Source organism: Sphingomonas sp. YR710 (assembly GCF_900101455.1).
Lineage (GTDB): Bacteria > Pseudomonadota > Alphaproteobacteria > Sphingomonadales > Sphingomonadaceae > Rhizorhabdus.
In genome coordinates, this window is record NZ_FMZJ01000009.1 from 127,701 (window position 1) to 142,411 (window position 14,711).

13 protein-coding genes and 1 tRNA gene are annotated in these 14,711 nt (G+C 62.6%); 10 read left to right on the top strand and 4 right to left on the bottom strand.

The window, feature by feature from the left end; all coding sequences use genetic code 11:
• Window positions 1–3: 3 nt before the first annotated feature.
• Together purQ and BLS13_RS12305 are read left to right on the top strand one after the other, a co-directional pair.
• On the top strand, window positions 4–669 hold the full coding sequence (purQ, locus tag BLS13_RS12300; protein WP_093452479.1) for a phosphoribosylformylglycinamidine synthase subunit PurQ: 666 nt from the start codon (window positions 4–6) through the stop codon (window positions 667–669).
• Window positions 666–1,082, top strand: coding sequence for a GFA family protein (locus tag BLS13_RS12305; protein ID WP_093452481.1), 417 nt, complete (start codon window positions 666–668; stop codon window positions 1,080–1,082). The genes purQ and BLS13_RS12305 overlap by 4 nt, the downstream gene beginning before the upstream one ends.
• A gap of 6 nt (window positions 1,083–1,088) precedes the next feature.
• On the opposite strand, the gene BLS13_RS12310 is transcribed toward BLS13_RS12305, so the two are convergent.
• Entirely contained in the window at window positions 1,089–1,841 is a 753-nt protein-coding gene (locus tag BLS13_RS12310; protein WP_093452482.1) for a queuosine precursor transporter, read from the bottom strand.
• Between the two features lie 60 nt (window positions 1,842–1,901).
• Here BLS13_RS12310 and BLS13_RS12315 point away from each other — a divergent pair.
• Together BLS13_RS12315 and BLS13_RS12320 are read left to right on the top strand one after the other, a co-directional pair.
• Window positions 1,902–1,978: transfer RNA gene (locus BLS13_RS12315), tRNA-Arg, on the top strand.
• 449 nt (window positions 1,979–2,427) lie between these two features.
• A complete protein-coding gene (locus BLS13_RS12320; RefSeq protein ID WP_093452484.1) occupies window positions 2,428–4,851 on the top strand; it encodes a TonB-dependent receptor in 2,424 nt (807 codons plus the stop codon).
• Window positions 4,852–5,323: 472 nt separating this feature from the next.
• Here BLS13_RS12320 and BLS13_RS12325 read toward each other — a convergent pair whose 3' ends face one another.
• Window positions 5,324–6,601 carry an MFS transporter gene (locus tag BLS13_RS12325; RefSeq protein ID WP_093452485.1) on the bottom strand — a complete coding sequence of 426 codons (1,278 nt, stop codon included), beginning with the start codon at window positions 6,599–6,601 and terminating at the stop codon, window positions 5,324–5,326.
• Between the two features lie 253 nt (window positions 6,602–6,854).
• Window positions 6,855–7,712 (bottom strand): LytTR family DNA-binding domain-containing protein, encoded by an 858-nt coding sequence (locus tag BLS13_RS12330; protein ID WP_093452487.1) that lies wholly within the window; start codon window positions 7,710–7,712, stop codon window positions 6,855–6,857.
• A gap of 232 nt (window positions 7,713–7,944) precedes the next feature.
• Between BLS13_RS12330 and BLS13_RS12335 the strand changes: the two genes are divergently transcribed.
• From BLS13_RS12335 to BLS13_RS12345, 3 genes are all read left to right on the top strand, one after another.
• Complete coding sequence (locus tag BLS13_RS12335) at window positions 7,945–8,799, top strand: transferrin-binding protein-like solute binding protein (protein ID WP_143011946.1); 855 nt, start codon at window positions 7,945–7,947, stop codon at window positions 8,797–8,799.
• 137 nt (window positions 8,800–8,936) lie between these two features.
• Window positions 8,937–10,145, top strand: coding sequence for a surface lipoprotein assembly modifier (locus BLS13_RS12340; RefSeq protein ID WP_176943569.1), 1,209 nt, complete (start codon window positions 8,937–8,939; stop codon window positions 10,143–10,145).
• A 197-nt stretch (window positions 10,146–10,342) separates the two neighbouring features.
• Window positions 10,343–11,233, top strand: coding sequence for a transferrin-binding protein-like solute binding protein (locus BLS13_RS12345; protein ID WP_143011947.1), 891 nt, complete (start codon window positions 10,343–10,345; stop codon window positions 11,231–11,233).
• Window positions 11,234–11,347: 114 nt separating this feature from the next.
• Here the strand turns inward: BLS13_RS12345 and BLS13_RS12350 are convergent, their stop codons facing one another.
• Window positions 11,348–12,367, bottom strand: a complete 1,020-nt coding sequence (locus tag BLS13_RS12350) for a phosphotriesterase family protein (RefSeq protein WP_093452493.1) — start codon at window positions 12,365–12,367, stop codon at window positions 11,348–11,350.
• Window positions 12,368–12,653: 286 nt separating this feature from the next.
• Here BLS13_RS12350 and BLS13_RS12355 point away from each other — a divergent pair, with 286 nt between their 5' ends.
• From BLS13_RS12355 to BLS13_RS12365, 3 genes are read left to right on the top strand one after another with little or no spacing between them, the layout of a single operon-like run.
• Complete coding sequence (locus BLS13_RS12355; RefSeq protein WP_093452576.1) at window positions 12,654–13,277, top strand: PepSY-associated TM helix domain-containing protein; 624 nt, start codon at window positions 12,654–12,656, stop codon at window positions 13,275–13,277.
• 11 nt (window positions 13,278–13,288) lie between these two features.
• The gene (locus tag BLS13_RS12360; RefSeq protein WP_093452494.1) at window positions 13,289–13,768 is read left to right on the top strand and encodes a DUF2271 domain-containing protein; all 480 of its coding nucleotides are present in this window, start codon (window positions 13,289–13,291) and stop codon (window positions 13,766–13,768) included.
• Between the two features lie 10 nt (window positions 13,769–13,778).
• Window positions 13,779–14,645: a DUF4198 domain-containing protein gene (locus BLS13_RS12365; RefSeq protein WP_093452496.1), complete on the top strand. Its 867-nt coding sequence runs from the start codon at window positions 13,779–13,781 to the stop codon at window positions 14,643–14,645.
• The last annotated feature ends 66 nt before the right edge of the window (window positions 14,646–14,711 follow it).

A 14,711-nucleotide genomic window follows, 5' to 3' on the forward strand; every position in this document is an offset into this window, starting at 1 on the left:
GCCATGAAGAGCGTGGTCATCGTCTTCCCCGGTTCCAATTGCGACCGCGATCTGGCCGTGGCGATCCGCGACGTGACCGGCACCGCGCCGATCATGCTATGGCATGGCGAGACCGCGCTGCCCGACGGGATCGGCCTGATCGCCGTGCCCGGCGGCTTTTCCTATGGCGATTATCTGCGATCGGGCGCGATGGCGGCGCGATCGCCGGTGATGCGCGCGGTGGCCGATGCGGCGGGACGCGGCGTGCCGGTGCTCGGCATCTGCAACGGCTTCCAGGTGCTTACCGAGGCCGGGCTTCTGCCCGGCGCGCTGATGCGCAATGCCGGGCTCAACTTTGTCTGCCGCGATGTCGCGCTGACGGTTGCCAACAATCAGTCGATCTTCACCAACCGGTATGACGCAGGCGAAACGGTGCACTTCCCGGTCGCGCATCATGACGGAAATTACACGGCGGATGCCGCGACGCTCGACCGGCTCGAAGGCGAAGGCCGCGTGGCATTCCACTATGCCGAGGCCGTCAACGGATCGGCGCGCAACATCGCGGGCATTCTTAACGATGCCGGCAACGTGATCGGCATGATGCCGCACCCAGAGCGCGTGATCGAAAGCGCGCATGGCAATGTCGACGGACGCCGGCTGTTCGAGGGCCTGCTGGAAGCGGTGGCGTGACCGCGGCGGCGGGCGGCTGCCTCTGCGGCGCGGTCCGCTACGAGGCGGGGCGGCCCGCGATCGGCGCGCGCACCTGCTGGTGCCGGCTCTGCCAATATCTGGGCGGCGGCGGTGCGACCACCAATGCCGGTTTCTATTCCGAAGACTTTACGATCAGCGGCGAGGTGAAGTGGCATGAAAGCGTTGCCGATAGCGGTAATGCGATGCGGCGCGGCTTTTGCCCGACATGCGGAACGCCGATGTTCAGCATTGCCGAGAGCCGCCCGCACCTGATCTTCGCCCGCGCCGGCACGCTCGACGATCCGAATATGATCAGGCCCGCCGCAACCATCTGGACGTCGGCCGCGCCCGACTGGGCCTGTTTCGATCCTGCCATCCCGACCATCGAACGCCAGCCGCCGCCGATCGCCTGATCGAAATCAGATCCGCGTCCGGAACGGCGTGAAATTGGTGTGTTCGTCGAAGATGTCGACGCCCTCATGGCGCTTCAGGAAGCCCACCACCACATAGGTGACCGGCGTCAGCACCACTTCCCAGCTCACCTTGAGCAGCCAGTTGGTCAGCAGTACCTGCACGATCTGCCCCGTCGTCCAGCCCGAGGCTCCGAAGAAAGCGAGCGGATAGAAGAGCAGGCTGTCGACACCCTGCCCGACCACGGTCGACCCGATCGTGCGCGTCCACAGATGCTTGCCCCGCGTCAATATCTTCATCTTGGCCAGCACGAAGCTGTTCGCGAATTCGCCGACCCAGAAGGCCGTGATCGACGCGATCACGATCCGCGGCACCTGCCCGAACACGCGCTCATAGGCTGCCTGCGCATCCCAGCCCGGCGCCGGCGGCAATGACACCACCACCCAGCTCATCAGCGCCATGAACAGCAGCGCGCCCGTCCCCGCCCAGATGCAGCGCCGCGCGCGCGCATAGCCATAAACCTCGGTCAATATGTCGCCGAGCACATAGCCGATCGGGAAAAAGAGGATGCCCGCGCCGAATATGATCGGCTGCGCAAAGCCGGCGACTTCGACGATCGCACGCTTCTCGGCCCCGATTACGTTGGACAGCAGCATGATCGTGACGAACGCCGCCATCATGAAATCGAAATAGCGAAAGGGCCGCGATCCAAGTTTCGCGGCATCGAGCGCAACCGGCGCGTGGCTATGAGCATCGTTCATGGGCGTGCAAAGTGAAGCAGTTCCATCGCCTGTCAATCCACGCTATGCGATTCTGCGTGCGCGCCCGTAGCTCAGTTGGATAGAGCACGAGCCTTCTAAGCTTGGGGCCACAGGTTCGAATCCTGTCGGGCGCGCCATCTCTTCCTATGGCTGCCCGCATCGGCAGATGACCCATCGCACAGCGATTTGCGCGCCAATTGCGCCCCGACATCAGCCGAACCGAATGCCGATTTTGCGCGCTGCCGCGTCGGAAAGCGATCTGTAACCCAAAATTGCGCCGGTATCGCCACCCCTCGGCACAATCTTCAGTCCTTGCCACCCACAACCGCAGATTTCCGCGAATCGCGCTACAAGTGCTTTGTTACCCCGTCTTGCATAGCGCGCTATGCCATCTTTCTCTGCCGCTATGTCATATTTCCCCAGAAAACCCCAGAAAACTCCGAAAAACCCTTGCTTCAACTCGGGTCCGCTGTAAACGGCGCGATCAGCTTGCCCCGTTGGGCTCGAGCTGAAGGGTCATAACCGGCGGCGGACGAGAATAATAAGCCGCGGCCGAATATGTTCAGGTGAGAGGGAAGTTATTTTTATGATTGGCCGGAAATATCGCATGGCGCTGCTCGCCACGGCATCGATTCAATTCATTGTAAGCGGTCAGGCAGCGTTCGCGCAGGCCGCACCAGAGGCCGGCACAACCGACGCCATCATCGTGACGGCACGCCGGACGGAAGAGCGTCTGCAGGATGTGCCGATCTCGGTCGCAGTCGTGAACCAGGAACGCCTCAGCAAATCCAACATCGTGTCCGCAGAAGATCTCGCCAGGGTTGTACCCGGCCTGAACGTGCAGTCGCGCTATTCGGCGGAACAATCGACCTTCTCGATCCGTGGCTTCTCGCAGGAATTGCGAACGTCATCGTCGGTCGGCACCTATTTCGGTGAAGTCGTCGCACCACGCGGCGGCGGCGTATCGCTTCAGGGCGGCGACGGCGCCGGTCCCGGCAGCTTGTTCGACCTGCAGAGCGTGCAGGTTTTGAAGGGCCCGCAGGGCACCTTGTTCGGCCGTAACACGACCGGCGGTGCCGTCCTCCTGACGCCGAAAAAGCCGACATCGCGCTTCGAAGGCTATGTCGAAGGATCGTACGGCAATTATGACATGCGGCGCATCCAGGCCGTCGTCAACGCACCCGTAACCTCATGGGCACGCCTGCGTATCGGCATCGATCGCCAGACGCGCGATGGTTTCGAGCACAATGTCTCCGGTATCGGCCCGCGCGATTTCGCAAATGTCGATTATACCGCAGCGCGCGGCAGCCTCGTCCTCGACGTGACGCCGGACATCGAAAACTACACGATCGTGTCGTACCTGCATTCGAGCAATAACGGTTCGAGCGCCCAGCTCTTCCGCGCCAATGGCAATATCCCGGGCGCTGCCGGAACCTTCGGGCGCGCTGCGGTACCCCAGGTCAATCGCCTCAATGCAAGCGGCGATCCCTATCAGATCGAGCAACATCTCAGCAATCCGCTGTCGCTCACCAAGCAGCTCCAGATCATCAATACGACGGCCTGGCACGCAACCGACAATCTGACGGTCAAGAACATCGCGTCTTACTCGACGTTCAAGCAGATTCTCCGCCAGGATATCTTCGCGACCAATTTCGGCTTGCCGCTCAACCCTCCCGCTTTCCTCTCCACCTCGATTTCGTTCAACGCAGATAATCTGTACACGAACGATCAGCGCAACTTCACCGAGGAACTGCAGGCGCAGGGCAACGCGCTGGACGGCAAGCTGAACTATCAGGGCGGGCTCTATTTCGAGCATAGCACGCCGGGCGGACGCAGCGGATCGATGTCGCCGAGCAACGGCGCACCGTGCCAGGTTGGCCCATATGACTTGCTGGCGCAGCAGCGCTGTCTGCAGGGCACGGTCAACTTCACGACCGGCACGATCGAATATATCAACATGGCGAGCTACGCGCAGGCCACATATGCGGTCACCGACAAGTTCAAGCTGACCGGCGGCCTCCGTTACACCTACGATCGTTCGCGCGGCAGCGCGACCGGGCAGCTCGCCCGGTTTAGCAGCACCATTCCGGGCGCATATGGCGTGGCGACTATCGTAGGCTGCCAGGCTGCCTATGTTGCGTCCGCGACCTGCACCGTCTCCGAGCGGACGTCGTCGAAGCGGCCGACCTGGACGCTGAATGCGTCCTACAATCCGACGCAGGACGTGATGGTCTATGGCACCTATTCGCGTGGCTATCGTCAGGGCGCCTCATCGCCTTTCTCGGCCGGCGGCAATGTGACGTTCGGGCCGGAGAAGGTCGACAATTTCGAACTGGGCGCCAAGGCGAGCTTCCAGGGCGCGGTGTCGGGCCACTTCAATATGGCGGGCTTCTATTCGAACCTGACGAATCAGCAGCTGCAGATCGGTTTGCTGAGTTCGCAGACGGGCCAAACCGCAACCAGCATCTTCAATGCCGGCAAATCGCGCATTTACGGTGTCGAATTTGACGGAACGTTGATCTTCTCGCGTTTCTTCCGCATCGATGGTTCGGGCACCTATCTGAACACCAAGCTCAAGACCATCAACGCTCCGACGACGTTTCCCGGCTTTGACGTCATTCAGCCGTCGGCGCTCGCTGGCGATGAATTGGCCTACTCGCCGAAATGGGGAACCAACATCAGCGGCACCGTCACGTTGCCGACGCCGGCGGAGATCGGAAAGGTCGAACTCACCGTCGCCTACCGGTACAATGCGTCGTACGCGACATCGGCATCGAGCACGACTTCGATCCGGGCATCGGCGGTCAGCCAGCTCGATCTCAACCTCGATTGGCGCAACGTTGCTGGCAAGCCGATTGATCTGGCTTTCTTCGGGTCGAACCTGACGAATCAGTTCACCCAGACGCTGATCACCCCGTTGTTCAACAACTTCGGTTTCGATACGCGCAATCTCGGTGCGCCGCGTATGTACGGCGTCCGCATGAAGGTGCGTTTCAGCGCCGACAAATAAGCAGCGAAAGCTGTACAGCAGAGGCCGCGGTCCGGATCATCCGGGCCGCGGCCTTTGTCGTTTCTGGCCCCCGCCGCGCTTGAGATGTCGGGTCTCAAGCGCCGAACGCAGGTGTTCGCGGTCATTGGCTCAGACAGTGGGCGCTCCTCCAACCGCCAGCCGAAGGGCGTGATGGCCGTCGGATGTCACAGCATTTCGGTCCGACCGGTGGGCCGTCGCATGCGATGTGGATCGAGTATTTTGACTGCAACCGCTCGGCCCTCGCGATATGTCGCGGTCTGAGATGCCACGGTCGCCGGATATGATGAAGGCGGCGCTCCCCACGAGTGAATAGCGGTACAGACCCCGATCCGGCGCCCATTGAAGCCCGGCATCGCCCGCATACGCAAGCGTCGTCGTCCGCCACGCCGACTTAACGATGGCGACCGTGCAACCGATGAAGCGACTGATGCCGCACAGCCATAGCCGCAGCCTAGGCCGATGGGTTGAGGACGATATCGGCAAGGGGTCCGACGACGCGCCTTTCCTCTTCCACGTCGTTTTCATCATCATCGCCAAGCACAGGATTGCCAGGTAGCAATGTGTACAGGACCCCACCGATGATCACGAGCACGCCGGCGAACCGCAAATAGGGGGCAAAGCTACCGAACGCGGTCAGCATGACCCCCAGCAAAACTGCACCCATGCTGGCTCCGATTGCGGTTGTCGCCGCCAAAATTCCGAAGATGCTACCGTACAACCGGAGGCCGAAATTGCGAACGACGAGATAAGCCGTAAGATCACCCTCGGCACCCGCCGACAGGCCGATCAGCACGACGGCGATGAGCAGCACGATATGGCTATCGAAGCCCGCTGAAATCGTCAGCATGCCGATACCCGACAAGCCGTAGCCGACCATCACGACGATCGACGCGGGAAAACGATCGAGCGCGACCCCGCTCATGATGCGGCCGAGCAGCGTGCCCCCGGCCATTCCCCCGATCATGATCGACACGGATTTGCCCGTGACGCCGTTTTCGGCGAGGACAAGGCTGAGCTGCGTCATCATCATCGCCGAAGGGAGACTGCACAGGATAGCGGCGCCGAACATGATCCAGAAAGGGCGAAGGCGGACGATTGCACCATAATCCTGCTTCGCGGTGCGTGCCTTCACCTGGCTTGTCGGAGCAGGGCCGGCCTTCCCGGGGAGTAATAGGATCGAGCAGAGCCCGGTCACGCCCGAAAATACCATCAGCACGAGATAGCCCGATCGCCAGCCATGTTCTGCGACGAAATTATTGAGCAACGGGCCGCCGATCGCGCCCACCAGTGCCGGGCCGCACGCGACGATGGCGAGTGCCAGCCCGCGCGCACGCACGACATATTGCACGATGATCCGGCAGTAGACCGGCGGCGTCGTGGTCACCAGCAACAGGCATTGCAGAGCGAACAATATCGCATAGGTGCGCAGGTCGTGAAGCTGGCTCAACGCGAGATAGATCAGCGGCGAGGTGACCGCCCCGATCATCGCGGTCGGGCGCACTCCCACGCGATCGGCGAGCCGCCCCACGACGGGAAAGAAGATCACCGAGCTCAACCCCAATGCGCCGACCGTCGCAAAATCGGCCCTGGACCAGTGCAGTTCCCTGATCAGATATGGCGCCATGATCCCGATGACGTAGCTGCTCGTCATCAGGCCACCCGATAGCCCCATGAACACCGCCGCCACAGGCCGCCAGTTGTTCCGCAAGTCGCCCAGATATGACGCCATTCCTCATCCTTATTTTCACGATGACAGTGAAGCGATGTCGCCTTCCGTCCGGCAGCGGAACCGGTCGAGACCCCGGAATCATCCTCGGCTTATCGACATGGGGCGCGGTCAGAACCCATCGCGCGCCGGGTTGGTCATAACCCCTATCTTCCCACATACCTATATTACCCCGAGCATCGCTCTCTCATGGAATCACCATGAAATGGTCGATTCGTCGCGAGCCAACTCCCCCGAACGACCTCATATTATTGATTCAACTGCGGAAAGACTCCAAAGCCGGCTTGCCCCAGGGTCGCGATTCTTCGCCGTCAAGCCAGCCTTGGGCTCGGATCATGGCAATGCGATTGCGTGCCACGGGCACGCGCAGGCCGTTGATCAGGATCAAGGTCACCGAGCGATCGTCCCTGTACCAACCCTGGACCGCACGGCGCGCCACCCACCAGGAGCGATGCACCTGCAGCCCACGCTCCGGATCCAGGCCTGATACAACCTCTCGCATCACCGCGAAATGCAGGAAGGATCTACCCTGCAGATGGACGCGGACATGGTGATCTTCCATCTGCAGGCATAAGGCCGTGGAGAGAATATGCTCCGGCAAAGCCAAATCGTTCGTTTCCGCGTCGGGAACGGGTCCAATCTTTCCATCGCTTCGTGGGCCACTATCCAATGCGAATCGGAAGCGCGCCGGGATGAGTTTGGCCTTCCCATGATCGAGCCAGACAAGCCCGCCTATGGCGGGTAATGCCACAACGATCGTCAGGCCGTACCAATCCAGTATCCGCATCCCGGAGGCGTGTACCGGCCAGAATGCGTAGGTTTCGGCGGCGCCTAGAGCCGCCAGCGGAATGCAGGCGATCAGGATGACAACGACGCCCGAAAAAAGCGGCGGAAAGCCTCTGCGCGGTCCCAGCAGGAGTGCGGCAACGACGCTGGGCCAAAGCAGCAGGCTTCCAGCCCAGAACAGGATCGTCCAATAGGCGATTCGCGTAAAGAGGTGGGATGCGTAGCTCCCGAACGGGCCGATGAGACCGAATTCCAGCCCGGCGAGCGTCGCCCAGCCCAATAGGCTGGCCCAGCGCTCGGGTCGTCTGAGGAATTCGTCAAGTTCCATGATGCCTTAGTGTATGAACGGTAAAGCTTCGGCAAGTGGCATAAGGAGTCGCGCGCCAGCTTACCCGTTCACCCATTCGCCCATTCACGAAGTTCTTGTCGCGGGCATTAAGATGAGACTGCCAGAAGACCGTATCGCGAAGAGATCGATCACGGTTTGACCGAATATTCGCGCGCACGAATTGGGCAAAAGGACTTGGGTGATGAAAATGAGGTGCCGCGCAGCAATTTTGTTGCCAATCCTTGCCTCGCTCGGTGGTTGCGGCGGCGGGAGCGAGATGGTCAATTCGGCACCGCCTCCTCCCAGCTACACTGCGCTCGCCAACGCGACCTCGTCCACGCCGCTTGCGACCCAGGCCGCCCGCCAGGAATATGTTCGGCTGAACAATGCCGGAATACCGACCATCACCGCACAACTCGCCAGCATCGAAATCTCCTATGATTCATCGAGCGGGGTCTATCGGGTGCGCGGAGCCCCCATGAACGGGTCGACGAAAACGATCGACCAAAGTTTTGGGCCCGGCGATGCCTCTGCGGACATTCCGCGAACCTATTCGCGCCTGGCCACGAGCGGCGGAACGACCGAATCCGCTGGGCTGACCGCGGGGCCGATCTCCGGCTTCACCTATGCCAGCTATGGCAAGTGGACCACAGGCCAATCCGATTCCGTTAACCAGAATTTCCATACGCTCTACTTCAGCTACGGCGTTGGGACGCTCCCTCAAGATCTGCCGAAGACCGGCCAGGCCAGCTATAGCCTGGAGCTGTCAGGAGACGGCGGTACGCTCGTCGGCGGCAAAGGCACCATCACCGCGGATTTCGCCGCCGGGACGATCGGAGCCTCTCTGGCTCCGACCTACAACTATGGCCCGGTTCGCATCAGCAATTTCGCCAATCTGAGCGGGACGGGCACGATCGACTCCACTCACAGCAGCTTCGCCGCGTCGGTGACGGGCGACGGCTACAGCGGCAGTCTGAGCGGATCATTCTATGGCCCCCAGGCGGCAGAAGTCGGCGGGGCCTTCACGCTCACCGCGCCGAATGGCGGCGTTGCGGCAGTGGGGGCGTTCCTCGGTAAGAAAAATTGAGGCGACGACACCAGATGTGGCGCGCACGTCTCTTGATTCGACATCTTATTCTGCCGATCCTGGCCCTCATCCTTGGCGAGGCGGCCGCGCGAAGTGCTACTCCGCCAGGGGAGGCGTTATCGCCTGCCGATCTCCTCATGCTTGGCGAACGCGCCCGATCCGGCGGCCGGACGAACGATGCCGAGCTGATCTATCGGGCGCTCATATCGGATCATGATCCTGAGATACGCGCCGAAGCTCGCTTCCGTCTCGGAATGATACTGGCCGAACAACGGCGATATCGCGACGCCGCCAGCCTGTTTCGAGCGCTGCTCGACGAGAAGCCGACCGCGAGTCGCGTAAGGCTGGAGCTTGCCTGGGTGCTCGCCCAGATGGGTGAGGAAGAGCTCGCGCGCCGGCAGTTGCGGCAGGCCCAGGCCGCGGGGCTTCCGCCCGACGTTGCCATCGTGGTCGGCCGATTCTCCAATGCGTTGCGCTCAATGCGTCCCTTTGGAGGTTCGGCCGAGATCGCGCTGATCCCCGATAGCAACATCAATCGCGCGACACGGGCCGCGACGCTCGACACCGTGATCGCCCCCCTCACTCTGGATAAGGATGCGCGCGCGCGCTCCGGCCTCGGGCTCAAGATCGGTGGCGAAGCCTATGGTCGGCTGCCGCTTGCCCAGGATACCGCGCTGCTCGTTCGCGGCTTCGGCAGCGGCCTTTTCTATGGACGGGGCAGGTTCAACGATGTCTCAGGCTCAATACTGATTGGCCCGGAGCTCAGACTGGGCGACGATCGCGTCCGTCCCGCCGGAGGCCTTGGCTGGCGCTCATATGGCGGCCTCACCTATGCGCGTACCAGCTCCGCGGCCTTCAACTGGCTGCATCCGATCGGCCACCGCAGCCAGATCATCACGGATCTCTCCGCGACCCGCGCAACCTATCCACAGAACAGGCTTCAGGACGGTTCGAGCTATGACGCGTCAGCCTCGATCGAGCATGGTTTCAGGCCACGCATCGGGGGCAGTTTTACGCTATCAGCCAATCGTCAAACCGCGCGCGATCCCGGTTATGCGACAGCTTCGGTAGCGGGAGGCCTCCTGCTGTGGCACGATCTCGGGCCGGCGACGCTCTATGTATCGGCGACCTACCGGCATCTCGGATCAGACGCTCGCCTGTTTCTCTACCCGAAAACCCGTACTGATAATTTCGTAAGGGTCGGAAGCGGCATCTCCTGGCGCCGGCTATCGCTGCTAGGTTTGGCCCCAATTTTGCGCATCGCTTATGAACGCAACCAATCGACCGTTGGCATCTATGACTATCGGCGCGTTGCAGTGGATGTCGGCGTGGTATCGGCCTTTTGACGAGCCCGGAACGGCCAACGCCTCGCGAAGGGTATGTCTGGCGGTTTGCTTGCCAGTTTACCCGTTCGCCCATTCGCCCGCTCACGAAGTTCTTGTCGCGGCATCTGGATGCGACTGACAAAAGGCTCATCGTGATCAGATCGATCGCGGCTTTGCCGGCTATTCCCACGCATGAATTGGCCAAAAGGGACATGGTAATGAAAATGAAGCGCCGCGCCGCAATTTTGCTGCCGATCCTTGCCATGCTCGGCGGGTGCGGCGGGGGTGGGGGCGAGGGGGTGAGTTCGGCACCGCCGCCGCCGAGCTACACCGCGCTCGCCAACGCGACCTCATCCACGCCGCTTGCAACCCAGGCCGCCCGTTATGAATATGTTTCGCTGCATAATGTCCCGATACCGACCAGTAGTGGACAATTTGCCAGCATCGAAATCAGCTACGATCCGTCGAGCCAGGTCTATCGCGTGCGCGGCGCCCCCTCGAACGGCTCGACAACGGTCATCGACCAAAGTTTCGGGCCGAGCGATGTCTCTACAGACGGGGCAGGGAGCTATGCACGCATCACCACGACAGCCGGCAGGACCGAAATTGCAAAGCTGACTGCGGGGCCGACCTCCGGCTTTACCTATGCCAGTTTCGGCCGGTGGACGACTGGGCTGACCGAGGGAGGTGACCAGCGTTTCGATACACTCTACTTCAGCTACGGCGTTAGAACGCTCCCGCAAGATATGCCGAAGACCGGCCAGGCAAGCTATAGGCTGGGGCTGTCAGGAGACGGCGGCGGGGCGCCCATTAGCGGCACAGGCGCCATCACTGCGGACTTCGCCGCCGGGACGATCGGAGCCTCACTGGCGCCGACCCAAGTCTACAGCCCCCTTCGCATCAGCTATTTCGCCAATCTGAGCGGGACGGGCACGATCGATTCCGCCCACAGCAGCTTCGCTGCCTCGGTGACGGGCGACGGCTACAGCGGCAGCCTGAGCGGAACATTTTATGGTCCACAGGCCGCCGAACTTGGCGGCGCATTCACGCTCTCCGCTCCGAATGGAAGCGTGACCGCAGTGGGGGTATTTTCCGGTAGAAGGAACTGAGGCTGCCACGCCAGATGCGGCGCGCCCGTCACCCGATGCGATATCTTATTCTGCCGATCCTGAGCCCCCCCAAATCGGTGGCTACGCTTGAACCGTTCACACGTTGTAGCCCGCTCACGCCGGAACGGCCGGGACCTCGCCTCGGGCACGGCTGGCGACCCGTCGCGCGGCATCCTCGAAATGCCGTCGCGGATTATCGATCTGCATGATGTCGATATGGCTCTGGCTCACCCCGGCCTCAAGCAAGGCGGGCACCACGATCTGCGGAACATAGCAATAGGAATGCTCGGGGAACATCCGCGCCCGGTCTTCTTCGGTCGGGAAAAAATCGCTCCAGCAGAAGCAGTCATGCGATAGCGTCAACCGATCACCATAACCACGCTTCACCATTTCTGCGACGGTTGCGACCCGATCCTTGAGCGGTAACATCACATTCATGCCGAAGCGATCCATTGCGAGGATCGAGCCCTCGTCGGCGAGTTGCATCAGATAATCGATGTTAGTCGAATCGCCGCAATGGCCGATGATGACATCGCGCAGATCGACGCCCTCTTCCTTCAGCACGCGCTGCGCCACCAACCCGGTACCATGATGTGCCGATGTGTGCACGGTGATCGGTGCACCGGTCCGCACATTGGCCTGACCGACTGCGCGAAGGACGCGCTCGACGCCCGGTTTCAGCCCCGGCTGGTCGATCGCGCACTTCAGGACCCCAGCTTTCACCGATGTGCGATGCACGCCGACCTCGATGTCGTGAACGAACATGTCGGCCAGCGGATCGGGGCGATTGAACATGCGACCGGGGCCGACAAGCGCCACCGACTTCGGAACCTCGTCAAACGTGTAGCAGCCGGTGGCGACGATGATGTTGACGGCGGTGCGGCTCGCGACTTCGGCGATCAGCGGCACGTTGCGGCCGAGGCCGAGCACGGTGAGGTCCATGATCGTGTCCACGCCCGCGTGCTTGACCGCATCGAGCCGCTTCGCTGCCTCGGCGATCATCTCGTCTTTGACGAAATCGGGCCGGTAGTTCAGCGTAAATTCCATGTCCATGCAGAAAATATGCTCATGGACGAGCACCCGCCCGAGCGCTTTCGAATCTATGGGGCCGCTGGCTGTCTGGACTTCGGTCACGATACTCTCCCGGCGCTGCGTTGGCTGACGTCTTATTCATCCGGCGGAACCTCGGGCTCAACGAGGTAAAACCGCAGCGAAGCATCCGCGTCGCGTTGGGCAATTCCTATCATTGCAGGAACTATTTGCAAGAATCGGCGAGTCTGCCCAGTCCAATGTTGCAGCCTTTTTATCCAACAATAGCTATTGCAAATTATTATCATTAGCTATTGTGTCGGATGTCGTCGCTTGCTACCGGGCGGATATGAATCGTCGTCCCGACCCTGCCGTCTTTGCGCGGGCCCAAATGCCCCGGCCGAAACTTCGCTCGCGCGGGTGGTGGATGAAGCAATTGCATATGTGGCACTGGATGAGCGCCGCGATATCGCTGATCGGCATGGCCGGCTTCGCGGCCACCGGCATCACGCTCAATCACGCCGAAAGCATCGACGCGAAGCCTGCGGTGATCGGCCGCGGCGGGCAATTGCCGGCGCCGCTGCTGCATATGCTCGCCCCGCGCCCCGCCAGCGACAAGGCCGCGCTGCCCGCGCCGGTCGCCGCGCATCTGGCGCGCGCGATCGGGCTCGATCCGGCGGGCAAGCCCGGCGAGTGGAGCGATGCCGATGTCTATGTCGCGCTCCCGCGCCCCGGCGGCGATGCGTGGGTCAGCATCGATCGGCACAGCGGCGCGATCACCGCCGAGCGGACCGATCGCGGCTGGATCTCCTATCTCAACGATCTCCACAAGGGCCGCAACACCGGCGCGGCATGGCAATGGTTCATCGATCTGTTCGCGGCCGCCTGCATCATCTTCACCACCACCGGCCTGCTGCTACTGCAGATCCTGGCAAAGAACCGGCGGCTGACCTGGCCGCTGGTCGGGCTCGGGCTCGCGGCGCCTTTGCTCGTCATCATCCTGTTCATCCACTGAAGGTTTGTTCCATGCGCGCCAGCCCTATCGCACTTCTCGGCGGCCTGATCGCGGCGCCCGCCGCCGCCGGCACGATCAGCATCACCCTTCCCCAAATCAGGGTGGCCGAATATCACCGCCCTTATGTCGCCGTCTGGATCGAGCCGGCCGGCGGCGGACCCGCGCGATCGCTCGCCGTCTGGTATGACGGGAAGAAGGCGGGCAACGAACCCGGCACCAAATGGCTCGCGGATCTGCGCAGCTGGTGGCGCAAGGGCGGCCGCAGCCTGGCGATGCCGGCCGACGGCATCAGCGGCGCCACCCGCGCTCCGGGCACCTATACCATCCCGATGCCCGCCGACATCCGGCCCGGCGCCTATGTGCTGAGCGTCGAGGCCGCACGCGAAGCCGGCGGCCGCGAGATCGTCTCGCTGCCGATCGCGGTGCCGGCCGCGAACGCCCGCGCCACCGGCCATGCCGAGCTTGGCGCCATCACCCTGTCCGCCCGCTGAAAGGCCCGTCATGCACGCTCCCGCTCGCCTCCCCGCCCGCTGGCTGATCGCCGCCGCCTTGTTCGCGCTTCCCGCGGCCGCCTCCGCGCATCGCCAATGGCTGCTCCCCAACGCCACCGTCTTTTCGGGCAACGGCAATTGGGTGACGGTCGACGCCGCCGCCTCGGACGATCTGTTCTTCGCCGATCACCAACCGATCCGGCTGGAGGCGATCAGGGCCTGGGCGCCCGATGGCAGCGCGGCGACGATCGAGAATGGATCGACCGGCCGCTATCGCTCGACCTTCGACGTGCGGCTCGATCGGTCCGGCACGTGGAAGATCGGCATGCAGATGAACGGCGTGGTCGGCAGTTTCAAGGTCAAGGGCGAGGAACGCCGCGTCGGCGGGCGTGGCGGACCACCGCCGCCCCCCGCGCCCGGCGCCGCACCCCGGCCGCCGATGCTAACGGTCGCCGATATCCCGGCCGATGCCACCGATGTCCATCTGGCCGAAATATCGAGCCGCAACGAAATCTTCGTGACGGCCGATGCGCCCACCACCACCCTTTTCCAGCCGACCGGCAAGGGCCTCGAGCTGCAACCGCTCACCCACCCCGACGAACTGGTCGCAGGTGAGCCTGCGCGCTTCCGCTTCCTTGTCGACGGCCAGCCGGCGGCCGCGCTGAAGGTCACGATCACCCCCGGCGGCAAACGCTATCGCAACTCCGAAAATGCCGCCGAGCTGCGCACCAGTGCCGACGGCGTCGTCAGCATCGATTGGCCGGCAGCCGGCATGTACTGGATGAACGCCACTTATACCGACGACAAGCCGAGCGCGCCGCGCGCCACAGAACGGCGGATGAGCTATTCCGCGACGCTGGAAGTGCTCGCGCCCTGACAGGCCGTAGCGTGACGAGGATCGCCCTGCCGCCGGGCATATCGCCTTCGGTGCTGACCGGCCATG